We start from the raw sequence: 20,802 nt of genomic DNA, 5'->3' as shown, positions 1-20,802 counted from the left end.
CCTTGCCGGCGAAGAGGCCCTGTCAGTCGGCAAACCTCTGCAGATAAACCTGCTGCTCTCGCCATGCCATCTCCTGCACCACGGCCCGCAACCGCACCACACGCCCCGGCAGCAACTGCGCCAGGCCGGCCAGCGCCAGCGGGGTCAGCGCCCCCAATCGCGGATAGCCGCCAATCGTCTGCCGATCATTGAGCAACACGATCGGCTGCCCATCCGGCGGTACCTGCACCGCGCCCAGCGGTATCCCCTCCGAGATCATCGGCTGCCCCTGATACTGCAACGCCGGGCCCAGCAGGCGCATGCCCATGCGGTCGGCGCGGGTGTCCAGGGTCCAGTCGCGGTTGAAGGCATCGAACAGGCTCTGCCCGGCAAACTCGCCGATCTGCGCCCCCATCACCAGGTCCAGCACGGTGCAGGTGCCAGGCACGGGTCGAAGCCCTTCGGGCACCTCACGCACACCCGGCGCGTTGCCGGCGTAGCCCAGGCACTCGCCTCGGGCCAATGCCCTGCCCAGTCCCGTCAGCCCGCCCAGCTCCTCGCGCACCACCGTAGCGCAACTGCCCAGCACCTGCGGCGCAGCGAATCCCCCTGGCGCCGCCAGGTAGGCCCGCACACCCTGCAGCGGCTGGGTGAACTGCAGGCGCTGCCCCTTGGCCATCACGAAACTGCGCCACGGCGCCAGCGGCTGGTCGTCGAGCCGTGCGCCCAGGTCAGCACCGGCCAGTGCCAGGCAGCACGCCTGCTCGGCCACCAGCGTCAGCCCGCCCAGGGTGATCTCCACCACCGCCGCCTGCGGTGCATTGCCCAGCAGCCAGTTGGCCCAGCGCATCGATACCCAGTCCAGACCACCGCCCTGGGTCACGCCCAGGTGGCGCACGCCAAAGCGCCCGGAATCCTGCAACAGGCACAGCGGCGTGCTGGCCTCGATCAGCAAGCGGCTCACGGCGACACCTGCAGGGGCGTGTCGTTGCCGCCGAGTGCAAGGAATTCGGCACGCTCCACCGCCACGAAGCGCACCCGGTCGCCCGGCTGCAGCAGGCTGTAGCCCTCGCGCTGGCGATCGAACAGGCGGCTGGGGGTACGCCCGATCAGGTTCCAGCCCCCGGGCGACACCGCCGGGTAGGCCGCCGTCTGGCGCTCGGCGATGCCCACACTGCCGGCTGCCACGCGCTTGCGCGGGGTGGCCAGGCGCGGCGCGGCCAGCGCCTCCTCGACCAGCCCCATGAACGCGAAACCCGGGGCGAAGCCCAGGGCGAACACCTGGTACTCGCGCGCGCTGTGGCGGCGGATCACCCCCGCCACGCAATCGCCGCTGCGCTGCGCCAGCAAGGCCAGCTCGGGCCCGACGCTGGGGTCGTACCACACCGGAATGTCGTGGCGCTGCCCTGCCCCGCCCTCGTCGGGGCGAAGACCTTCGAGCGCCTGCGCGATACGCTCGCGGGCCTGGGTGGGCGACAGGTCGAAATGCACCATCACGGTGGTGTACGACGGCACCAGATCGATCAGCTGCGCCGCAAAGGCTGCGCGCAGACGCTGGGTGGCAGCGAGCATCCAGGGCATGTTGGACTCATCGATCGCATCGAACAGGCGCACCATCAGGCAATCGACAGCAACCACCTCGACGCGCCACTTCATGGCGCCGCCTGCGCATCGAGAGCCTGACGAATCTGCCGCACCGCAGCCACCGAGCTGGCATTGTCGCCATGCACACACAGCGTATGAGCCTGCAGGCGCAGTGCGCTGCCATCACTGGCAACCAGCGGCTCGCCCCGTGCCAGGCGCAGGGCCTGCTCGACGATCAGGGCCGGGTCGTGGTGCACGGCACCGGGCAGGCGCCGCGACAGCAGGCGTCCGGCGGGGTCGTAGGCACGGTCGGCAAAGGCCTCGAACCACAACGTGACGCCATATTCGTCACCCAGTGCCTGGGCCGCGCGATTGTCGGCCGTGGCCATCAGCATCAGCGGCAGGCTGCGGTCGTAGGCGGCCACCGCCTCGATCACCGCACGCAGCTTGCCCGGCTCGGCCATCATGTCGTTGTACAGCGCCCCGTGGGGTTTGACGTAGGCCACCTGGGTCTTCTGGGTACGGCAGATACCGTCCAGCGCGCCGATCTGGTAATGCAGCAGGTCGCGAATCTCTTCATTGCTGCAGGCCATCGAGCGGCGCCCGAAACCGGCCAGGTCCTGGTACGCCGGGTGCGCCCCCACCAGCACGCCCCCGGCCACGGCCAGCGCCACGGTGGTGCGCATGATGCCCGGGTCGCCAGCATGAAAACCGCAGGCGATGTTGGCGCAATCGATAAAGGGCATCACTTCGGCATCCAGCCCCATGCTCCAGCTGCCGAAACTTTCACCCATGTCGCAATTGAGTAGCAGGCGGCTCACGCGCGTTGCTCCTGTGTCGGGTGGGGGGGCGGCCCGGAGGCCGTCTAGCGCCAGCTCGGCTCCACCGGCTTGCGCCGACCGCCGAGGATCGCCCAGCCGATCAGCATCAGCAGGCTCTCGATCACCAGTGCCAGCAGCATGGCGCTGGCCAGGCCCCAGGCCATCGCCTCGGGCGCCAGCAGGATCTGGTAGCTGTAGCCCTTGAGGGTTTCCTCGCGCAAGGCCGGGTCGGCCGCCACCAGTACGTGCCAGGTGCGTACCAGCCACGGGCGCTGCAGGGTCTGCCACTCTTCTTCGAGCAGGCGATTGCGCGCCACCAGGCTGTCGATGCTGTCGGCATCGCTGTTGAACACCGGATCGTCGCTGGCACGGTAGTGACGTACCAGCGCCTGCAGGTCGCCATTGAAAAAGCGCTGCGCGGTCTGGTTGAAGCCCTTGAGACCCTCGCGCGATTCGAGCAGGTGCGCCTCGACCCGCTGGGTGTAATCGTTGATCAGCCCGGGGATCTGCACACCGACCAGCAGGCCGAAGGTAAACAACAGCAAACGCAGGTAACTTCTGAACATGAAGGCTGATCCTTAGCTGGCCTGACCCTGGGCAATGCATTCACCGCGCCGCCACAGGCCCCACTGGCCAGGCTCGTAGCGGTGCCAGATCTCGTCCTCGGTCAAGGCCTCGGTGGCAATGACGGTGACCACGTCGTTGGGCGTGGTCTCGGCCTGGAAGTCGACGATCATGTCCACGTCCTTGAGCCGCGCCGGGCCGAACGGTGCACGCCGGGTGATGTGTACCAGCTTGGTCGAACAGAAGCAGAACAGCCAGTCGCCATCGCTGAGCAGGCAGTTGAACACGCCCTTGCCACGGAACTCGGCGCAGGCCTGCACCAGCACCGGGATCAGCTCCTCGACCTCGACCGGTTCGGGGAATGCCTCGCGGATGCGGTTGAGCAGGTCGCAGAAGGCGGCCTCGCTGTCGGTATCGCCCACCGGGCGGTAGAAGGTGCGTTGCCCCTGGAAGTCGCCCAGCTGGCCGTTGTGTGCGAAGCACCAGTTGCGCCCCCACAGTTCGCGCACGAACGGGTGGGTGTTGGACAGGCACACCTTGCCCACGTTGGCCTGGCGAATGTGGCCGATGACCACCTCGCTCTTGATCGGATAACGCTGCACCAGGTTGGCGACTTCCGACTCGCAGCTGGCCGCCGGGTCCTGGAACAGGCGCAGGCCACGGCCTTCATAGAAGCCGATGCCCCAGCCGTCACGGTGCGGCCCGGTACGTCCGCCACGCTGCATCAGCCCGGTGAAGCTGAACACGATATCGGTAGGGACATTGGCGCTCATGCCCAGTAATTCACACATGCAGGGGTCGCTCCAGGGCGGATCTTACAAACGCGGTTCGAGGCGCTCGCGGCTGCCGCCGGCGGGTGCTTCAGGGGGTTCGCTGCGGTAGCGGTCACGGCTGTCGGCGGCGAACGGCTGGTCGTCCAGCGGCTCGTCGGCATCGCGCCTGGCGGCGGCTTCGGCAGCGGCGCGGCGGGCCTTGGCACGGCGCTCCAGCGGCCAGCGCAGCAGCACGAACACGGCATACAGGATGAACGCGATCATGCCGTACATGGCCAGGTCGGACGCGGCGCGCAGCACGTTGTTGCCGACCTTGAAGGCCAGGTCCAGGGCAGTGATGGCAATGGCCGGGGCAAACTTCTCCTTCACCGGGTCGATGATGGTCGGGGTCAGCAGCAGCACTGCCATGATCACCCGCAGCGGCTCGCGCAACCAGCGCCACATCCACGCGGTCAGGCGAAAGCCCACCAGCAGGCAACCCAGGGCGGCCAGGGCATAGAGTCCCCAGGCGAGCAGATAATCGTTCTCGGTCATGGCGTCCGTGGCAAGCTAGGCAAATAGATGCTTATGATAACGACTTTTCAGCGCGCAGGCGCGCCCCAGCAAAGAGAACCCCGCATGTCCGCAGCTGCCAACGCCCCCCAAGCCCCGATCGCCCGCCAGGATGCCGGCACCGATCCCTATGCCTGGTTGCAGGCCCGGGACACCCCCGAGGTGCTGGCCTACCTGAACGCGGAAAACGCCTATCAGGAGGCGCAACTGGCCGACCAGGCCGGGTTGCGCGAGCAGCTGTTCGAAGAGATCCGTGGCCGCATTCTCGAAACCGACCTGTCGCTGGCCTCGCCCTGGGGCCCCTACCTTTACTACACCCGCACCACCGCCGGCGACGAGTACCCGCGTCATTACCGCTGCCCACGCCCGGCCGACGATTCGCCGACGGTCGATGAAAGCCGCGAAGAGCTGCTGCTGGACCCCAACCTGCTGGCCGCCGGCGGCTTCCTCAGCCTGGGCGCCTTCAACATCAGCCCCGACCACCAGCGCCTGGCCTACAGCCTGGATACCAGCGGCGACGAGGTCTACACCCTGTACGTCAAGGACCTGGCCAGCGGCGCGGTCGAGCAGCTGCCGTTCGAAGACTGCGACGGCAGCATGACCTGGGCCAACGACAGCCAGACGCTGTTCTTCGCCGAACTGGACGACACCCACCGCCCGCACCGGCTGATGCGTCATCGCCTGGGCACCCAAGGGGCGGTGCAGGTGTTCGAGGAGGCCGACGGTCGCTTCTTCCTGCACTGCTACCGCGCCAGCTCCGAGCGCCAGCTGATCCTGCTGCTCAACAGCAAGACCACCAGCGAGGCCTGGGTACTGGATGCGCACACCCCGGAACAGGCGTTCACCTGCCTGGCACCACGGGTCGAAGGCCATGAGTACTACCCTGACCATGGCCAGTTGAACGGCCACTGGCACTGGTTCATCCGCAGCAACCAGCAAGGCATCAATTTCGCCCTGTTCCACGGCCCGGCCGACACCCTGCCAACCCACGAGCAGTGGCAGGTACTTGTGCCGCACCGCGACACCGTGATGCTCGAGGGGCTGACCCTGAACGCCAGCGCCCTGACCCTGAGCCTGCGCGAGGGCGGCCTGCCGATCATCGAGGTGCGCCCCCACGGCCTGCCCGCCTACCGCGTCGAGCTGCCGGATGCAGCCTACAGCCTGTACGTGCAGGACAGCCTGGAGTTCGACAGCCCACGCATCCGCCTGCGCTACGAGGCGCTGAACCGCCCTGCGCAGGTACGCCAGCTGACGCTTGCCGATGGTCAGCAGCAGGTGCTCAAGCAGACCCCGGTGCTCGGCCCGTTCGACCCCGACGCCTACGTCAGCCAGCGCCTGTGGGCCACCGCCGGCGACGGCACGCAGGTACCGATCAGCCTGGTTCAGCGCCGTGAGGACCTCGGCAAGCCGGTGCCGCTGTACCTGTACGGCTACGGTGCCTACGGCGAAAGCCTGGACCCGTGGTTTTCCCATGCGCGCCTGAGCCTGCTGGAGCGCGGCGTGGCCTTCGCCATTGCCCACGTGCGCGGCGGCGGCGAACTGGGCGAGGCCTGGTACCGGGCCGGCAAGCAGGAGCACAAGCCCAACACCTTCAGCGACTTCATCGCCTGCGCCGAACACCTGATCGCCACCGGCGTGACCGATGCCGAGCACCTGGCGATCAGTGGCGGCAGTGCCGGCGGGCTGCTGATCGGCGCGGTGCTCAACCAGCGTCCCGAGCTGTTCAAGGCGGCGATTGCCGAGGTGCCGTTCGTCGACGTGCTCAACACCATGCTCGACCCCGATCTGCCGCTGACTGTCACCGAGTATGACGAGTGGGGCAACCCGCAGGAGCCCGAGGTGTATGCGCGCATCAAGGCGTATGCGCCCTACGAGAACGTGAAGGCCCAGGCCTACCCTGCCCTGCTGGTGGTGGCCGGTTACAATGACAGCCGCGTGCAGTACTGGGAGGCGGCCAAGTGGGTGGCCAAGCTGCGCGTGCACAAGACCGATGACAACCTGCTGCTGCTCAAGACCGAGCTGGGCGCCGGGCATGGCGGCATGAGCGGGCGCTACCAGGGGCTCAAGGACGTGGCACTGGAGTACGCGTTCGTATTTAAAGTGCTGGGCCTGGTGTAATTCAGGATTTCTGTTGTCTGAATCAGCAATTCGCCGGTAACGCCGGCTCCTGCAAGCTATGCACTGGCCATTGCAGGAGCCGGCCTTGCCGGCGAAAACCAGACACCACAAACCTCCAAGAAAAAGACCAACCGCGATGCCCGACCCGACCTCCCTGAACAACGAAATTCGCGACATGCTCATGGACTGCGGCCTGTTCGACCAACTGCTGCCGCCTGACTTTCAGACCGCTGCCGGCTACTTCAGCATCAGCACCATCGCCCAGGGCGAGGAAATCTTCCACGAAGGCGATGCCGGCACCTTCATGTGCATCATCCACGCGGGCCAGGTATCGGTACGCAAGACCGACCCCGACGAGCATCAGGTGGAGATCGCCACCCTGCGCAAGGGCCGCGCCTTTGGCGAGATGGCCGTGCTGGACGGCGAACGCCGATCGGCCAGCTGCGTGGCCGCCAGCGACTGTCAACTGCTCAACCTGGGCAAGGACTCACTGGAAAAAATGCTCAACGAAACGCCCAAGGTGGCCGCCAAGATCATCCGCGCCCTGGCCGTGGCACTGTCGCGTCGCCTGCGCATGCTCGACGGCCAGCGTCTCTCGCAGCAGGTCTAGCCCTCGCGCGGTTTGTCCTTGCCGGCATCCGGCGCAAGCCCTGGCAGCGGCTGGTCCTTCGGCGGGCTGGGCAAGGGAATCGGCGGCAACAGCGGCGCACCCGACGAGCCTTGCCCTGCACGGGGGATGGTCGACGGGGCCACCTGCGGGTAAGGGGTGGGCGTGGGCGTACCCGGTGCACCCGGTACCGGTGCGAGGGTGCGTGGCTGCAGGTCCGCAGCCTGGGCCTGGCCGAGCCAGGCAATCAACAGCAGGGCAATGCTCGCATGGCGCATGGGGCGGGCTCCTGGAGAGTGCTGCCTACAGGCTACGCGCAAGCGCTGCGGTTTGCCTGTCCGAAATGCCCGTCATGGCGCTAAACTTCACGGCATAACCGTAACAAGCCCGAGAAAGGTACAACCATGAGTTCGGCAACCTCTTCCGCCGCCGCCACCGCGCGGCTGGACCGCATCCTCGCCGATGCCAAGCGCGACAAGGAAATGGGCTACCGCGACAAGGCCCTGCGCATGTACCCCCACGTGTGCGGCCGCTGCGCCCGCGAATTCGCCGGCAAGCGCCTGAGCGAACTGACCGTGCACCACCGCGACCACAACCACGACAACAACCCCCAGGACGGTTCGAACTGGGAACTGCTGTGCCTGTACTGCCACGACAACGAGCACTCGCGCTACACCGACCAGCAGTACTTCAGCGAAGGCTCCACCGCCAGCCCAAGCATCGCCAAGGCCACCCATAACCCGTTCGCCGGGCTGGCCGGGCTGCTCAAGAAAGACTGACCCTGCGCCCCACCCGTGCCGGCAAGCCCGTATAATCGCGTCTTTTTTCTCAAGGGCCCCGGCACGTGGCGAACAAACGGTACAGCTGCATTGGTCTGTTCAACCCCAAATCAGCGGAGAACGTCGGTTCGGTGATGCGTGCGGCGGGTTGCTATGGCGTGAACTCGGTGTTCTACACCGGCAAGCGCTACGAGCGCGCCCGCGACTTCGTCACCGACACCAAGCGGGTGCACTACGACATCCCGCTGATCGGCATCGACGACCTGCAGAAGATCATCCCGCTGGGCTGCACACCGGTTGCCGTCGAACTGGTCGAGGGCGCCCGCCCGCTGCCCGAATACACTCACCCCGACCGCGCGATCTACATCTTCGGCCCTGAAGACGGCTCGCTGGATGCCGACGTGCGCGCCTGGTGCGAAGAGACCATCTACATCCCGACCAATGGCTGCATGAACCTCGCTGCCACCGTCAACGTGGTGCTCTACGACCGCATGGCCAAGGGCCTGAACACCCGCTCCGGGCCCAAATTCAAGTAATCCGCGGGAACGTCCTGGCGGCCCTGGCGGTCTGCTGACTATCCATGCCCCCACAGGAGTACGACCATGTCCCAGAACAAGACCCTGACCCTGGCCACACCGTTTCAGAGCAAGACCGAACACAACGTGCAAGGCTGGGAGCGCGCTGGCTCCCTGGCCACGGGTGTGGTGATGGTCGGCAAGGGACTGCGTCGCGGCGGTTTCTTCGGCCTGATCCAGATCGCCATCGGCGGCGTGGCGCTGGCCCGGGGCATCACCGGACACAGTTCGGCCAAGAGCCTGATCGAGCGCGGGCGCCGCGACCTGGATCAGATCCGCAGCAAGATCGAACGCACCGGTGAAGAGCTCAGCGTGCTGAAGGCCAATGCGCAAGCGGCCACCCACAGCGCCACGGTCACCGGCAACGATTCGCTCAAAAGCCCCAAGGCCTAACGCAACAGCTTGGTGTCCAGCACCTCGGAGCCACGTCCCAGCACGTTTTCACTGAGCTGGATGAACTCCGCAGTGCTGACGCTGTTGAGGCGCATCAGGCCCTGGGTCACGTCGTCCAGCGAACGCTGGTTATGCGTGTGCAGGCGGATCTCGCGGTCCAGCGCCTGCAGCAGCAACACCGCACGGGCCACCCCCGCATCGGTGATCTGCTCGCCGCGCAGCGTGGTGACCTTTTCGCCCTGCCTGGCCAACCGGGCCTGCACCGCCTGGTAGCGGTCCTCGGTGATGCCGCCGGCACGGCGCAGCAGTTCGATGCCGTAGTATTCGGCCAGCCCCTCGCCAATCCAGTCACTGCGCTCCTGGTCGTTGACCTGGGCGAACACCCGCACCAGTTCGCGCAACAACGGGCTGCTGCCGTTCTCGTTGACCAACGGGCGATTGCTGTTGAGGTAGATCGAGTGGTAGCCGGCCCGGGTGCCGCGCCACAACTGGTCGCGGGCGCCCACCAGCAGCAGCTTGGGCGGGTTGCGCGGGAACACGCTCTGCAGCTGTGGCCACACGAAGGTCAGCAGGGTCAGGGTGTCCATGCGCCGCAGGCCCTGGCCCTGGGGCCCGGCGACGGTGACCTCGGTCTCGCCCAGACGGGTGCGCCGGCTGCCCAGGTTGCCGGCGAGCATCCAGCCGGTAGGTCGGTCGAACAACCGCGAAGGGTTGTCGATGCGGAAACGCTGCTTGCCAATCCGCGGCCAGGGCGTTTCGACACTCTTCCAGTCGCCCGGCAACTCGAACACCAGGCGCGCGACCAGCTCGGTGCCGTCCTGCTGGTCGAGGCGCGCGGCAGGCACCAGGTCATCGCCCCGGAACAAGGCCCATTGCGCAGTGATGCGGCTGTCGTAGCCGGCGTTCTTCAGGGCATGGTTAAGCTGTACCCGGTAGCTCAGGCTGGACACTCCCGCCCCCGGCTGCCACAGGCCACGGCGTGCTCCGGCCTGCAACTGCCAGGCGCCATCGGCCTTGAAATCGCTGTAGACGGCTTCCTTGCCCAGGTCGAAATCCAGGCTGCGCACCGCTGCGCCGTCGGCCAGGGTCAGGCGCACCTCGGCCTGCCCGCTCTGGGGCAGCAGGCGCACGTGGTAATCCAGATCGACCTTCTTCGCCCAGGCGCCATGGCTCGCCAGCAACAGCGCAGCCCCCAGCAAACAGCGACGTATCTCCATTCACATCCCCTTGCGCCGCAGCCTCAGCCGGCGCGGAAAATCAGATAGTCTTCCCAATCGTCTTCGGCCACGCTGTCTTCACTGAGCATGCGGCCAGACCACGAAATGCGTTGCTTGTGCACCTGCTCGCGATCGCCACTGACCAGGTGATGCCAGCTGGGCAGGTCCTTGCCCTCGCTGACCAGCCGATAGCCACAGGTGGGCGGCAGCCACTTGAACTGGTCGGCCTTGCCCGGGGTGAGCTGGATGCAGTCGGGTACCGAGGCAAAGCGGTTGGGGTAATCGCTGCACTGGCAGGTCTTGAGGTCGAGCAGCTTGCAGGCAATGCTGGTGTAGTAGACGCTGTTGTCGTCTTCGTCCTCGAGCTTTTGCAGGCAGCACAGGCCGCACCCATCGCACAGCGACTCCCACTCCTGGCGATCGAGCTGATCGAGGGGCTTGCTGATCCAGAAGGGTTGGGTGGCAGGCATGGTGCGTTTTGTCCTGTTTCAATTCAAGTGCGCGCGCGTGGCGGCGCCAGTCTAGGGCGTGTGGCCGGGCTTTGCCAGACCGCTTGTCAGGGCTGGCGCCACGCAGTAGTTTGACAGGCTGTGTGTTTTCCCACCCTGTCAGGAACCCCTCCATGAGTGCCAACCCTCGCGTTGCCGACTATGCCATTGCCGAGCAGTTCATCCAGCGCTGGTCGCCCCGGGCGTTTACCGCCGAACCGATTGCCGAAGACACCCTGCTGAGCTTCTTCGAAGCGGCGCGCTGGGCCCCCTCGGCCTACAACTCGCAGCCGTGGCGCTTTCTGTTCGCGCGCCGTGACACGCCGAACTGGGAGCGCTTCCTGGGCCTGCTCAACGAATTCAACCGCAGCTGGGCCCAGCACGCCTCGGCGCTGGTGCTGGTGATTTCCAAGACCACCTTTACCGCCCCTGGCGCCAGCGAAGAAACCCCGGCGCTGTGGCACACCTTCGACACCGGCTCGGCCTGGGGCCACCTGGCGTTGCAGGCCAGCATCAGTGGCTGGCATACCCACGGCATGGCCGGGTTCGACCAGGCGCTGGCGCGCAAGGAGCTGAAGATTCCGGACGGCTATGAACTGCATGCGATGGTCGCCATCGGCAAGCTGGGCGACAAGGCCAGCCTGGCCGAGTACCTGCAGGCCCGCGAAGTTCCAAGCCCGCGCAAGCCGTTGAGCGAGCTGGCGGCCGAGGGTGATTTCAGCCTGTAGGGCTGAAGTTCGCGGCGCCCCGTTCGCCGGCAAGGCCGGCTCCTGCAGGCATCTCCTGTAGGCGCCGGCCTTGCCAACGACGGCTGCGACGCGGTTTCAGTCAGTAGCCCCGCTCGAAATCCACCTCGCCACGCAACGCCTGCCCCGCCTCGTATGCCCGCAGATTCTCCACGAACAAACGCACCATCGCCGTCGGCGAGGTCGGCGCCGAGCTGTGCCCGGTCAGCAGCAGGCCCCAGGCGGTCCAGAACGGATGACGCTGCGGCAGCGGCTCCTGGCGGCATACATCGATCACCGCGCCCGCCAGGTGCCCCAGCTTCAGCGCCTCGACCAGGTCGGCATCGACCACCGACACCCCACGCCCGGCATTGATGAACAGCGCCTGGGGGTTGAACCTGGCGAACAGCGCGGCGTTGTACAGGTCGTGGGTGGCAGGCGTGTCGGGCAGCAGGTTGACCACATAATCCACCTCGCCCACCAACCGTCCCAGCTCATCCAGGCCGGCCACCTCGACAAACGGCGCCTGTACGCGGGCCTGGCTGGCCACGCCATACAAGGTGACACCGAAGGGCAGCAGGAACTCGGCAACCTGCTGGCCGATGTCACCGGTGCCCACGATCAGCACGCGCCGCCCTTCCAGGCTGCGCCCCAGGCGCCCGTCCCACTTGCGTTCCACCTGGCTGAGCACGCGCGCGAGCACCTCGCGCTCATGGCCGAGCATGTAGGTGAGCACGTACTCGGCCATCACCTGGCCAAAGATGCCCACCGCCCGCGTCAGGCGATAGCCACGCGGCAAGCCGTCGACCAACAGCGGGGTGATGCCGGCCCAGGTCGACTGCACCCAGGCAGGGCCGTGGCCCTGACGCAGCAGGGTGGCCAGCAGATCGGGCTGGCCGAGCCACACCGGGCACTCTGCTGCCAGCTTCGACAGTTCGGCAGAGTCGCCGCTGGTCACTACCTCGAGGTCCGGTGCCATCTCGCGCAGCAGGCGAGCGTAAAGGGCATGATCCTGTTCAACGATCAGAACGCGCATGTTTTGGATAACCTTGGCATAAACCACGGCGCTGGCCCGCTCACTGCGCGGGCCGCGCCATGCAAGACAGAAAAAAGCTCAGACCGGGTCGTTGCGCCGCAACAGCTCTTCGGGAAGATGCTCGATGTACTCGTCTTCAAGTGGCGGCATCTGCAGGTGGTAGCCCTGCTTCTCCAGATTGGCCAGCACCTGGGTGATGTCTTCGCGGGCCAGTTGGCGTTCGGGGGTCAACACCAGGTCGAAGGCATGCACCGGCTTGCCAAAGGCCGGCAGCAGCCCCTCGGGCACGCGCTCCAGGCCATCGGCCTTGAGCACGTAGAGGTACATTTCATTCTTGCGCGGGCTCTTGTAGATCGAGCAGATACGTTTCATGGCTGGTCTCCGGTGCCGGCCAGGCAATCGAGCAGCGCCTGGCCCATCCGCTCGCGGCGCCAGCCGCGCAACGAATCAGGCAGTTGATAGGGCCCGTTGGGGTAGCCGCTCTTGAGCAGCGCCTCGAGGGTTTTCTTTCGCAGCATCAGTTCGGGCGCGATGCCCAGGCGCTCGCCTTCGGCCTGGCCGATGGCACGCAGCTGCTTGAGCAGCGCCGAAGCCTCGATCGGCAAGGGCTCGGGCAGGGCCGGCGGCCACTCGCTGGGCGGCACGCTGGCGGCCTTCTTGATCAGCTCGAGCAGGAACTCGCCATCCTGGCGAATGGTGCGCGGGTGCATGTCTTCGATCTTGGCCAGGGCCGACAGATTGTCGGGCTGGGTACGGGCCAGAGGCCACAGCGATTGCTCGCGCAGCACCCGGTTGCGCGGCAGGTTGCGCGCACGCGCCTCGCGTTCGCGCCAGGCGCACAGCTCGCGCAGCACCGCCAGTTGCGCACGCGACAGCTTCCAGGCCAGCTTGGCATCACGGTACAGCTCGTAGGGGTCGGTTTCGCGGCGCAGTTGGGCTACCAGCTCGGCGCCGTCTTCCAGCACCCAGGCATTCTTGTCTTCGGACAGCTGCGGGCGCAGGCGCTCGTAGACTTCGGCCAGGTGCACGGCATCTTCGGCGGCGTAGCTGACCTGGGTTTCCGACAGCGGGCGCTGCAGCCAGTCCGAACGGGTCTCGCCCTTGGGCAGCTCGATGCCGAGTACTTCCTGCACCAGTCGCGAGTAGCCCATGGAGAACCCGAGATTCAGGTAGCCGGCGGCCAGTTGGGTGTCGAACAGCGGCGCCGGCAGGCTGCCGGTCAGGCGCATCAGCACTTCGAGATCTTCGCTGCAGGCATGCAGCACCTTGGTCACGGCGCTGTCTTCGAGCAGCTCGGCCAGCGGCTGCCAGTCGCCGATCAGCAACGGATCGATCAGAAAGGCACGCTGCCCGTCGCCGACCTGGATCAAACCGGCGATGGGGTAAAACGTGTCAACCCGCATGAATTCGGTATCAAGCGCTACATAAGGCAACTGCCGCCACTGTCGGCAGTGCTCGGCCAGGCTGCGGTCGTCGCAAATCCAGTGAATATCGATGGCCACAAGGCTCTCCCACGAACAATGGCGCGCAGTATATACGGCGCAGGCCACCGCCGGGAAACCGCTCGACCGCCGTTCCCTCGCCAGCCTGCGCACGCGGTCAGTGTGTAGCGACCACCGGACGGCAACTGGCGAACATGTCCAGTTGCGGGTCGTACACCGAGGTGTGCACCCGCAGCAGGCCGAGCATTGAATGGAACAGGTTGTCCTGGCTCAGCGGCTGGTTGCGCGAGCGCTGCAGACAGTCGGTATCGACGGCATAGTCCTTGCGATAGCCATCGGAAAACCACGCCAGCATCGGTATGTGCTTCTGCTGCTCGGGAGCGAGCATGTAGGGCGTGCCGTGCAGGAACAGGTTGTACTCACCCAGCGACTCGCCATGGTCGGACAGGTACAGCATGGCGGTGTCGACCTTGTCCTGGCGGCTGCGCAGGACGTCGATCAGCGTGGCCAGCACGTGGTCGGTGTACACCAGGGTGTTGTCGTAGCCATTGATGATGCTCTGGCGGTCGCACTTGTCCAGGGCATTGCTGCGGCACACCGGGGTGAAACGCTCGTAGGCCTTGGGGTAGCGCTTGAAGTACTCCGGCCCGTGGCTGCCCATCTGGTGCAGTACCAGCACGGTGTCCTGCTGCAGGTTGTCGAGCATCGCCTCCAGCCCCTTCAACAGGATTTCGTCGTGGCATTCGCTGTCGGCGCACAGGGCCGGGTCCTTGAGGTTGCTGACATCCTCGAACGCCACGCGATCGCAGGTGCCCTTGCAGCCGGACTGGTTGTCGCGCCAGTGCACCGCGATGCCGGCACGCTGCAGCACGTCGAGCAGGCCCTCCTGGTTCCTGGCCTTGCTGGCGTCATACTGCTTGCGGGTGAAGGTGGAGAACATGCAGGGTACCGACACCGCCGTTTCGGTGCCGCACGAATGCACGTCGCTGAAGGCCACCAGCCCCGCCTCCTTGCTCAGCTGAGGCGTGGTATCGCGGTCGTAACCGAGCAGGCCGAAGTTCTGTGCGCGGGCGCTCTCGCCCACCACCAGCACGGTCAACGACTTGCGGGCCTGGGGCGTTACCGCCAGCGGGCGCACGGCATCTTCGCCAATGCGGCGCAACGGTACATGCGCGCTGCCTAGCTGCTCGCTGACATAGGCTACTGCGGCGCCGACATAGTTGCTGGGCACGACCATCAGGTGCAGTTCATGGTGATTGCGAAACAACGAGGAAAGCCCCTGGTAATTGAGCAATGCCACCGCGCCCAGTACTGTTGCGCTGGCCGTACCGACCACCAACTTGCTCAACAACTCGCGGGGGAAGGTGCGATAAAGAATCGGGGTTTTATATAAAAGAATACTCGGCACTACGCCCAGTAACAGGATATAGCCGGCCAACGTGAACGAGAGCAGATCACGCACTTCGGTGGCATTGGTTTCCATGGTATTGCGCAACATGCCCACATCGATCAGCACGCCGTAGCGATTCATGAAGTAGGCCACCCCCGCGCTGACAAGGAACAACCCCGCCAGCACCGGCTTGAACACGGGCCGGAAGGCCACCAGGGTCAGCACCAGGTTGAACGCGCAGAACACCAGCACGGCAAACGCCAGGCGCAGCACCAGGCCCGGGGCATCCCCCGGCACGATACTGAAAACATGCTGCCACAGTACCGCGTTGAAACCGATCAACAGGTACAGGCTGGCAATCAACGTTACCCATTCGGCACGCAGGGGTTTTAACTTGAACATGGCGCTTCGCTTCTTGAAAGTCCGGGACGATGTCATTGCAACATCAATTAAAAACAAGGCGGACTGTAGGCAGGGTGCCATCAATTTTTCGTGAAAAAGACGCCAACAAATAATTGCACTTTATTGAGCGAAGGGCAGAACACTTCTTGTTCAGCCTTTATTCAGGAGCAGGGCCTGTCGCCCTGCTCCCGAACAGCGGTCAGGCGGGCAACAGTACCTTGGCGTAGCTGTCGCGGTCCATGTCGACCAGCTCGACGCTCAACTGAAGCTCGCGACCGCTCACCTCGACCACCGCATCCTTGAGCACCTCGAGCAGGCTGCCCGAGAGCTGCTTCTTGACCTCCGGGGAGCGGCCGCTGAGCAGCGACAGCCGCACACAGACAAATGCCCGCTCGACCGGGGCCACGCCCACACGAAAATGTTCGAAGGCGCGCGCGCGACTCTTGATATCCAGTTCCTGGGCGAACTGACCACTGCCGACCAGCGCGTGATTCAGGCGCAGCAGAACCTTGTCGACTTCAAGCTCGCGCAGGTTGGCGCTGTATTCCAGGTGCAGATGGGGCATGACTCGGGCGTCCGTCGGGGGAAATGATTCGACAGACTACCCCATCTGCGGGTGGCGGCAAACGCGTCTATCCTGAAGGTTCATGCCCACCAACCTATCAGCAGAGGTGAAGAGATGCCGGTCAAACACGATTTGCTTGCAGACCTGAATCTGACCAGGGAAGCCTTCGACGAAAAAAAGAAAACCGACCCGCGGCTCAGTACGTTGCACGAGAAGTACAACGCGATCGACGCCCAAGTGGTCGAGGCAGAAAGCGGCAGCGCCACGGACGATCAGGTGACGGAACTGCGCAAGAAACGGCTGCTGACCAAGGATGAGATCGTCGACCATCTCAAAGCCTAGGCGTTGTACCGCTTGCCATGCTGGATAAATCTTGGTTGACCACAACAGTTAATATCATTTTGATATCAACTTTTTGCCAGGTAATTGGCAAGCCAAAAAAAACCCCGACACTTGGCGTGTCGGGGTTTCTTGATCAGGCCGCAATGGCCTGATCACGCCAAACTTACTGCTGCTGCGGCAGTTTGTCGATTGGACCGCAGCCACCAATAACCTTGGAGATGGAAACCGAAGGGTGGAACAGGTAATCGTACGAGCAGTTCTTTGGCTGGTTGTACACTTGGCCAGTGCAACCGGACAGCAGGGCAACACCCGAAACAACAGCGATTGCGACCGATGCCTTGATAAACTTTTTCATTCTAAATCCCTTAAATTACGATTCGCCGTCTTACTGATGGCGCGGCGATTGTAGGGAGGTCAGCACAATAAATCAAAAGATTTGTTACACCTTTCAAAGTCTTATGGAACGTTCGTGCTAGTTGCCCGGGCAGGGCCTGCGAATCGACTTCGACGGTCATTCTGATTTTCGGCTCAGATTCTCGAGCTTCACACCAGCGACACTTCGCCTGCTGCCGAGGCTTGGGTGAGCATGGCAAGGCGCAGTGCGCGCCTGATGTCTGCATTGATATCGTCGGTGTCTTCCAGCCCCACAGAGATCCGGACCAACCCGCGAGGTACGCCCATTCGCTCCAGGTCGGTGCCGCCTGCTCGGGCAAAACTACCGTAGTGATAACACAGGGATTCAATGTTCCCGAAGGTGGTACCTGTTCGTATCAATTGCAGTTGACTAACAAAGATTGTGCCCGCTTCCTGCGAAGGCAACACAATGGCAATAAGACCTGTATGCAATGACGGATCAATGCCGTTGGCCTGTGCGCTCCTGGTCGACCATACGGCACGCCATTGCAACGTGGGAAACTCCTGATTCAACATGGCAATGACAGCAAGTGCATTGTCGGCATGCTTTTTCAATCTGAGCGCAAGTGTTCTCAAACCACGCACCGTAAGCCAGGCCGAAAACGGGTCGAGGATCAGCCCGGCACTTTCCCTGTGAGACTTCAATGCCTTGAACAGATCCGGGTCATTGGTACTTACCATCCCGCCCATTACATCACCGTGCCCATTGATATGCTTGGTGGTGGAATACAAGGTCACTGCCGCCCCCAGCGACAACGGCTTCTGGCAAAGTGGCGTTAGAAAGGTATTGTCGACAACCAGAAGAACGGCGTTCTTCATGCAAAGTTTCGCCAGTTCCGCAATATTGATGTCCAGAAAAGCCGGGTTGGTGGGTGCCTCGATAAAGATCATTCTGGTGTCGGGCCGCAGGGCCGCCTGAAACGCCGCCGTTTCGTACGCTTCAATGACCGACAGCGTCATGCCACGCTGACGTGTTTCATCCTCAAGCTGTTCGATCACTTCATAGAACAGGCCGCGGGGCACGATGACGTGGTCACCTGCGCCCAGCAGCGCACGAAAGACCAGCAGGCAGGCGGTCATTCCGCTGTTGACTGCCAGACTGTAGGCGCAGTGTTCGATGGCACGAAACTTCGCCTCCAGGACGGAAACGGTGGGGTTGGCGTAGCGCTGGTAGGCAAAGTTTTCCCCCTCTGCATTGCCGAGCATGTCCCTCCCCGCTTCAACGGAGTCCAACAGTGCCGCGGAATTGCAGATCAGTGCGGGCACTGGAAACTGATCCAGGCCCGCCTCATGTTGCCCCAGGTGGATCGCGCGGGTAGCAGCGCCGAGTGGCGAAGACAGCAGATAATCACGGCGCTGCCGTTCACGCGGGCTCACGTTTTTGGTTGGGCTCATGAATGGCCTGATTCCGAAAGAGAGGGCTGATCCAGCCCGTTGATGATGACCTGCCCCTGGCGACCTGAGGGTGGTGCCGTTTACTCGTACTTGTAGCAAGGCACCACTTTTCCACCCAGCGAGACGATGGAGAACCTTTCCATTTTCGGCATGACGGCACAGGCCAGGCTCACTTGGGCCGCGCTGCAATGCAGCTCCTTTACCCAGATGGGATGATCCGCCTTGAAGCACTCGTGCTTCAGGTGCAGCAAATGTTGATCCAGTGGCATTCTGTCCGGGTCGCGTGGCATGGGGGCAGATGTCATCCTGGCGCGCTGCGTCGAATCAAACGCCAGGCGCAGGCACCGCAGCAGCCGTGGGTGCCGTGCCAGGTTGTTCCTTGAACCTGTCCATTCCCGGGTGACCTCTTCCAGGCCTTCGGCGACTTTGTATTGCTGCACCAGCTCCTTGATGGCGCGTGCTGCGGCGTGGCTCGGGTACAGCGAACAGCCACCGCCAACCACATGCACATCGGCGATTGTCTTGTCTGGGCAATAGGCAATGAAAACGGGATAGGGTATCTGGCTGGTGGCGTCGAACACTTCGATCGAGGCCCCGATGGCACCTTGCGCATCGCGCAAGGTTTGCAGCAATGCTTGCGGCATCGAGGCGTGAGCGATCTTTCTTATGGGTGTTTTGCACTCGTAAAAGAAGTGCTGTGCAATAAAGCGGCCGATACCGTGGCGCTCTATGACTTCGCTCGCGGCATGTATCGCCGCCTCGGCGAACCCGTAGCCTGCTGCCACACCCGTACCACAGGAATATCGGCGCGCAGCGCCATAGTCGGTATCATCGCCAGCGATGGCTTCATTGGCATACTGATGATTGATCAGGAATGACGGGTAGTGCAGATCAGCGCCGCCTGATGCTTCATGCGCCGCAAAGTGGATGACAGCCATCTGTGCAGTCTTCGAATGACGAAGCATCTGCACCGGCAGTACGTCCTGCAGGGCCGGTTGGGAAACAACCGAATCAAAACACTGCAAGGCGCTATGGGAGCGTAGTTGAAGTGGCCCCATGCTATGTTCATACGCTTCATACTTGGCGCCGATGCGCGCCTCTGCTTCATACCCTTTTCCGCAGCCGACAGACTCCATGTCACGGCTGTCAAAGGGGAATTCAAGCGTGGCCACAGTGCTGGACAGCGGGCTACCGTAACGGTTCAGGGTTACCTGTATTCCTTCGTTGATAAAGTGCTGATCTATCACACTTTCTGCATCTTGCAATGACAACGTTCGTTCGGGAGCAATCATGTTCATCGGCTGGAATTTCCATATACGCTGAAAGAAAAATGAGGCGCAGCAAGCGCCTCATTCATTTTCATCACTCAGCCAGTACAGCAGCTTCTTCTGGCGTGAACTCTTCTTCCAGCTTGACGCTATCCACTTCGTCTTCAGCAGGTTGGTCGACCTTGAACTCGTTGATATACATGCAGCAGTACTTACCCATGGAAATATCCTTTTCATGATGGATTCATGTGCGCACTTGTTTTCAGGTGCAGGTCGAGAGTAATACCGGCCACTTTCACTGCCCATAGGAAAAGTCCTGACTCCAGGCGTGAATACGTGGTTTATGGGGTGTTACTTGAGTGCCAGAATGCGCCGAAACAGGGAACAGTGTTTCCTACGCACAATTGCTGTGCGCACGCGAAAAGCAAAAAGCCCCTGAAACCGTAGGTTTCAGGGGCTCTTGCATGTATGGCGGAGAGATAGGGATTTGAACCCTAGGTACTGTTGCCAGTACAACGGATTTCGAATCCGTCCCGTTCGGCCACTCCGGCATCTCTCCAGTGGCGCGCATGATACCAGCAGTTTTCCCAAACGCAAAGCTTCTTGTGAAAAAAATTCGCGTGGTATCAGGCGCTTGCGTCAGTCACGCGCTTACAGCGGCACGCCCAGACGCTTGGCAACTTCTTCGTAGGCTTCGATCACGTCGCCCAGCCCCTGACGGAAGCGGTCCTTGTCCATCTTCTTGCGGGTTTCCTTGTCCCACAGGCGGCAACCATCCGGGCTGAACTCGTCACCCAGCACGATCTCGCCATGGAACACGCCGAACTCGAGCTTGAAGTCCACCAGCAGCAGACCAGCGTCGTCGAACAGCTTGCTCAGCACTTCGTTGACCTTCAACGACAGCGCCTTCATTTTCACCAGCTGCTCGGCGGTGCCCCAGCCGAACGCAACCACGTGGGATTCATTGATGAACGGGTCGCCCTTCTCGTCGTTCTTGAGGAACAGCTCGAACGTCGACGGCTCCAGCTTGATGCCCTCCTCCACGCCCAGGCGCTTGACCAGGCTGCCGGCTGCGTAGTTGCGCACCACGCACTCGACCGGAATCATGTCGAGCTTCTTGACCAGGCATTCGTTGTCGCCCAGCAGCTTGTCGAACTGGGTTGGAATGCCGGCTTCTTCAAGCTTCTGCATGATGAAGGCGTTGAACTTGTTGTTCACCATGCCCTTGCGGTCGAGCTGTTCGATACGCTTGCCGTCGAACGCCGAGGTGTCGTTGCGAAACAGCAGGATCAAGCGGTCGGCGTCGTCGGTCTTGTACACCGACTTGGCTTTGCCGCGGTAGAGTTCTTCACGTTTTTCCATGATGGGCTCCG

The 20,802-nt window shown here is 63.4% G+C and carries 26 protein-coding genes and 1 tRNA gene; 7 read left to right on the top strand and 20 right to left on the bottom strand.

Annotated elements, in window-relative coordinates:
* Positions 1–22: 22 nt before the first annotated feature.
* From NJH59_RS20310 to NJH59_RS20285, 6 genes are read right to left on the bottom strand one after another with little or no spacing between them, the layout of a single operon-like run.
* On the bottom strand, positions 23–943 hold the full coding sequence (locus NJH59_RS20310; protein ID WP_253087234.1) for a biotin-dependent carboxyltransferase family protein: 921 nt from the start codon (positions 941–943) through the stop codon (positions 23–25).
* On the bottom strand, positions 940–1,635 hold the full coding sequence (pxpB, locus tag NJH59_RS20305) for a 5-oxoprolinase subunit PxpB (RefSeq protein WP_253087233.1): 696 nt from the start codon (positions 1,633–1,635) through the stop codon (positions 940–942). Before pxpB ends, NJH59_RS20310 begins: the two co-directional genes overlap by 4 nt.
* The gene (locus NJH59_RS20300; RefSeq protein WP_043864192.1) at positions 1,632–2,384 is read right to left on the bottom strand and encodes a 5-oxoprolinase subunit PxpA; all 753 of its coding nucleotides are present in this window, start codon (positions 2,382–2,384) and stop codon (positions 1,632–1,634) included. The genes pxpB and NJH59_RS20300 overlap by 4 nt, the downstream gene beginning before the upstream one ends.
* 44 nt (positions 2,385–2,428) lie before the next feature.
* Complete coding sequence (locus NJH59_RS20295) at positions 2,429–2,950, bottom strand: DUF2937 family protein (protein ID WP_054914961.1); 522 nt, start codon at positions 2,948–2,950, stop codon at positions 2,429–2,431.
* 12 nt (positions 2,951–2,962) lie between these two features.
* Complete coding sequence (locus tag NJH59_RS20290) at positions 2,963–3,739, bottom strand: class II glutamine amidotransferase (RefSeq protein WP_043864194.1); 777 nt, start codon at positions 3,737–3,739, stop codon at positions 2,963–2,965.
* A 24-nt stretch (positions 3,740–3,763) separates the two neighbouring features.
* Positions 3,764–4,255, bottom strand: a complete 492-nt coding sequence (locus tag NJH59_RS20285) for an MFS transporter (RefSeq protein ID WP_100634621.1) — start codon at positions 4,253–4,255, stop codon at positions 3,764–3,766.
* An 84-nt stretch (positions 4,256–4,339) separates the two neighbouring features.
* Here NJH59_RS20285 and NJH59_RS20280 point away from each other — a divergent pair, with 84 nt between their 5' ends.
* Both NJH59_RS20280 and NJH59_RS20275 read left to right on the top strand, forming a co-directional pair.
* Positions 4,340–6,391, top strand: a complete 2,052-nt coding sequence (locus tag NJH59_RS20280) for a S9 family peptidase (RefSeq protein WP_100634618.1) — start codon at positions 4,340–4,342, stop codon at positions 6,389–6,391.
* A 136-nt stretch (positions 6,392–6,527) separates the two neighbouring features.
* Positions 6,528–7,001 carry a cyclic nucleotide-binding domain-containing protein gene (locus tag NJH59_RS20275; protein ID WP_043864197.1) on the top strand — a complete coding sequence of 158 codons (474 nt, stop codon included), beginning with the start codon at positions 6,528–6,530 and terminating at the stop codon, positions 6,999–7,001.
* Here NJH59_RS20275 and NJH59_RS20270 read toward each other — a convergent pair.
* Positions 6,998–7,276 carry a hypothetical protein gene (locus NJH59_RS20270; RefSeq protein WP_043864198.1) on the bottom strand — a complete coding sequence of 93 codons (279 nt, stop codon included), beginning with the start codon at positions 7,274–7,276 and terminating at the stop codon, positions 6,998–7,000. The genes NJH59_RS20275 and NJH59_RS20270 overlap by 4 nt on opposite strands.
* A 126-nt stretch (positions 7,277–7,402) precedes the next feature.
* Between NJH59_RS20270 and NJH59_RS20265 the strand changes: the two genes are divergently transcribed.
* From NJH59_RS20265 to NJH59_RS20255, 3 genes are all read left to right on the top strand, one after another.
* Positions 7,403–7,777 (top strand): YajD family HNH nuclease, encoded by a 375-nt coding sequence (locus tag NJH59_RS20265; protein WP_043864199.1) that lies wholly within the window; start codon positions 7,403–7,405, stop codon positions 7,775–7,777.
* 65 nt (positions 7,778–7,842) lie between these two features.
* Positions 7,843–8,313, top strand: a complete 471-nt coding sequence (locus NJH59_RS20260; protein ID WP_043864200.1) for an RNA methyltransferase — start codon at positions 7,843–7,845, stop codon at positions 8,311–8,313.
* 66 nt (positions 8,314–8,379) lie between these two features.
* Positions 8,380–8,745, top strand: coding sequence for a DUF2892 domain-containing protein (locus NJH59_RS20255; RefSeq protein ID WP_043864201.1), 366 nt, complete (start codon positions 8,380–8,382; stop codon positions 8,743–8,745).
* On the opposite strand, the gene NJH59_RS20250 is transcribed toward NJH59_RS20255, so the two are convergent.
* Entirely contained in the window at positions 8,742–9,962 is a 1,221-nt protein-coding gene (locus NJH59_RS20250) for a hypothetical protein (protein WP_043864202.1), read from the bottom strand. The two genes, NJH59_RS20255 and NJH59_RS20250, sit on opposite strands and share 4 nt — an antisense overlap.
* A gap of 23 nt (positions 9,963–9,985) precedes the next feature.
* Complete coding sequence (locus tag NJH59_RS20245; protein WP_043864203.1) at positions 9,986–10,432, bottom strand: YcgN family cysteine cluster protein; 447 nt, start codon at positions 10,430–10,432, stop codon at positions 9,986–9,988.
* A gap of 152 nt (positions 10,433–10,584) precedes the next feature.
* On the opposite strand from NJH59_RS20245, the gene NJH59_RS20240 reads away from it, so the two are divergent.
* Complete coding sequence (locus NJH59_RS20240; protein ID WP_043864204.1) at positions 10,585–11,178, top strand: nitroreductase family protein; 594 nt, start codon at positions 10,585–10,587, stop codon at positions 11,176–11,178.
* Positions 11,179–11,278: 100 nt separating this feature from the next.
* Here the strand turns inward: NJH59_RS20240 and NJH59_RS20235 are convergent, their stop codons facing one another.
* The 5 genes from NJH59_RS20235 to NJH59_RS20215 all read right to left on the bottom strand — a co-directional run bounded on the left by NJH59_RS20235 (position 11,279) and on the right by NJH59_RS20215 (position 16,010).
* Complete coding sequence (locus NJH59_RS20235) at positions 11,279–12,211, bottom strand: D-2-hydroxyacid dehydrogenase (protein ID WP_043864205.1); 933 nt, start codon at positions 12,209–12,211, stop codon at positions 11,279–11,281.
* A 78-nt stretch (positions 12,212–12,289) separates the two neighbouring features.
* Complete coding sequence (locus NJH59_RS20230; protein WP_043864206.1) at positions 12,290–12,583, bottom strand: YcgL domain-containing protein; 294 nt, start codon at positions 12,581–12,583, stop codon at positions 12,290–12,292.
* The gene (rnd, locus tag NJH59_RS20225; RefSeq protein ID WP_043864207.1) at positions 12,580–13,713 is read right to left on the bottom strand and encodes a ribonuclease D; all 1,134 of its coding nucleotides are present in this window, start codon (positions 13,711–13,713) and stop codon (positions 12,580–12,582) included. The genes NJH59_RS20230 and rnd overlap by 4 nt, the downstream gene beginning before the upstream one ends.
* Positions 13,714–13,810: 97 nt before the next feature.
* Entirely contained in the window at positions 13,811–15,445 is a 1,635-nt protein-coding gene (locus NJH59_RS20220; protein WP_078481643.1) for a phosphoethanolamine transferase, read from the bottom strand.
* Positions 15,446–15,644: 199 nt separating this feature from the next.
* Positions 15,645–16,010: a 5-carboxymethyl-2-hydroxymuconate Delta-isomerase gene (locus tag NJH59_RS20215; RefSeq protein ID WP_058541519.1), complete on the bottom strand. Its 366-nt coding sequence runs from the start codon at positions 16,008–16,010 to the stop codon at positions 15,645–15,647.
* Positions 16,011–16,124: 114 nt separating this feature from the next.
* Here NJH59_RS20215 and NJH59_RS20210 point away from each other — a divergent pair, with 114 nt between their 5' ends.
* Entirely contained in the window at positions 16,125–16,352 is a 228-nt protein-coding gene (locus NJH59_RS20210) for a YdcH family protein (RefSeq protein ID WP_043864210.1), read from the top strand.
* A 163-nt stretch (positions 16,353–16,515) separates the two neighbouring features.
* Here NJH59_RS20210 and NJH59_RS20205 read toward each other — a convergent pair whose 3' ends face one another.
* From NJH59_RS20205 to purC, 6 genes are all read right to left on the bottom strand, one after another.
* The gene (locus NJH59_RS20205) at positions 16,516–16,707 is read right to left on the bottom strand and encodes a YhfL family protein (protein ID WP_043864211.1); all 192 of its coding nucleotides are present in this window, start codon (positions 16,705–16,707) and stop codon (positions 16,516–16,518) included.
* Positions 16,708–16,895: 188 nt separating this feature from the next.
* Entirely contained in the window at positions 16,896–18,161 is a 1,266-nt protein-coding gene (locus NJH59_RS20200) for a PLP-dependent aspartate aminotransferase family protein (RefSeq protein WP_253087232.1), read from the bottom strand.
* 80 nt (positions 18,162–18,241) lie between these two features.
* Positions 18,242–19,459, bottom strand: coding sequence for a YcaO-like family protein (locus tag NJH59_RS20195; protein WP_054914966.1), 1,218 nt, complete (start codon positions 19,457–19,459; stop codon positions 18,242–18,244).
* Positions 19,460–19,523: 64 nt separating this feature from the next.
* Positions 19,524–19,649 (bottom strand): hypothetical protein, encoded by a 126-nt coding sequence (locus NJH59_RS25535; RefSeq protein ID WP_254996984.1) that lies wholly within the window; start codon positions 19,647–19,649, stop codon positions 19,524–19,526.
* A 249-nt stretch (positions 19,650–19,898) separates the two neighbouring features.
* Positions 19,899–19,988 (bottom strand) — tRNA-Ser (locus NJH59_RS20190).
* Between the two features lie 92 nt (positions 19,989–20,080).
* The gene (gene purC / locus NJH59_RS20185) at positions 20,081–20,791 is read right to left on the bottom strand and encodes a phosphoribosylaminoimidazolesuccinocarboxamide synthase (protein ID WP_010223163.1); all 711 of its coding nucleotides are present in this window, start codon (positions 20,789–20,791) and stop codon (positions 20,081–20,083) included.
* Positions 20,792–20,802: the final 11 nt, after the last annotated feature.

The sequence above is a fragment of the Pseudomonas sp. VE 267-6A genome (assembly GCF_024126555.1).
GTDB classification, from domain to species: Bacteria; Pseudomonadota; Gammaproteobacteria; order Pseudomonadales; family Pseudomonadaceae; genus Aquipseudomonas; species Aquipseudomonas palmensis.
This window is presented reverse-complemented; position numbering and strand designations above follow the sequence as displayed.

Coding starts and splice junctions, on each gene's coding strand:
- pxpB (WP_253087233.1), bottom strand. CDS start 1,635: ATGAAGTGGCGCGTCGAGGTGGTTGCTGTCGATTGCCTGATGGTGCGC.
- NJH59_RS20295 (WP_054914961.1), bottom strand. CDS start 2,950: ATGTTCAGAAGTTACCTGCGTTTGCTGTTGTTTACCTTCGGCCTGCTG.
- NJH59_RS20290 (WP_043864194.1), bottom strand. CDS start 3,739: ATGTGTGAATTACTGGGCATGAGCGCCAATGTCCCTACCGATATCGTG.
- NJH59_RS20285 (WP_100634621.1), bottom strand. CDS start 4,255: ATGACCGAGAACGATTATCTGCTCGCCTGGGGACTCTATGCCCTGGCC.
- NJH59_RS20280 (WP_100634618.1), top strand. CDS start 4,340: ATGTCCGCAGCTGCCAACGCCCCCCAAGCCCCGATCGCCCGCCAGGAT.
- NJH59_RS20275 (WP_043864197.1), top strand. CDS start 6,528: ATGCCCGACCCGACCTCCCTGAACAACGAAATTCGCGACATGCTCATG.
- NJH59_RS20270 (WP_043864198.1), bottom strand. CDS start 7,276: ATGCGCCATGCGAGCATTGCCCTGCTGTTGATTGCCTGGCTCGGCCAG.
- NJH59_RS20265 (WP_043864199.1), top strand. CDS start 7,403: ATGAGTTCGGCAACCTCTTCCGCCGCCGCCACCGCGCGGCTGGACCGC.
- NJH59_RS20255 (WP_043864201.1), top strand. CDS start 8,380: ATGTCCCAGAACAAGACCCTGACCCTGGCCACACCGTTTCAGAGCAAG.
- NJH59_RS20250 (WP_043864202.1), bottom strand. CDS start 9,962: ATGGAGATACGTCGCTGTTTGCTGGGGGCTGCGCTGTTGCTGGCGAGC.
- NJH59_RS20245 (WP_043864203.1), bottom strand. CDS start 10,432: ATGCCTGCCACCCAACCCTTCTGGATCAGCAAGCCCCTCGATCAGCTC.
- NJH59_RS20240 (WP_043864204.1), top strand. CDS start 10,585: ATGAGTGCCAACCCTCGCGTTGCCGACTATGCCATTGCCGAGCAGTTC.
- NJH59_RS20235 (WP_043864205.1), bottom strand. CDS start 12,211: ATGCGCGTTCTGATCGTTGAACAGGATCATGCCCTTTACGCTCGCCTG.
- NJH59_RS20230 (WP_043864206.1), bottom strand. CDS start 12,583: ATGAAACGTATCTGCTCGATCTACAAGAGCCCGCGCAAGAATGAAATG.
- NJH59_RS20220 (WP_078481643.1), bottom strand. CDS start 15,445: ATGTTCAAGTTAAAACCCCTGCGTGCCGAATGGGTAACGTTGATTGCC.
- NJH59_RS20215 (WP_058541519.1), bottom strand. CDS start 16,010: ATGCCCCATCTGCACCTGGAATACAGCGCCAACCTGCGCGAGCTTGAA.
- NJH59_RS20210 (WP_043864210.1), top strand. CDS start 16,125: ATGCCGGTCAAACACGATTTGCTTGCAGACCTGAATCTGACCAGGGAA.
- NJH59_RS20205 (WP_043864211.1), bottom strand. CDS start 16,707: ATGAAAAAGTTTATCAAGGCATCGGTCGCAATCGCTGTTGTTTCGGGT.
- NJH59_RS20200 (WP_253087232.1), bottom strand. CDS start 18,161: ATGAGCCCAACCAAAAACGTGAGCCCGCGTGAACGGCAGCGCCGTGAT.
- NJH59_RS20195 (WP_054914966.1), bottom strand. CDS start 19,459: ATGAACATGATTGCTCCCGAACGAACGTTGTCATTGCAAGATGCAGAA.
- NJH59_RS25535 (WP_254996984.1), bottom strand. CDS start 19,649: ATGGGTAAGTACTGCTGCATGTATATCAACGAGTTCAAGGTCGACCAA.
- purC (WP_010223163.1), bottom strand. CDS start 20,791: ATGGAAAAACGTGAAGAACTCTACCGCGGCAAAGCCAAGTCGGTGTAC.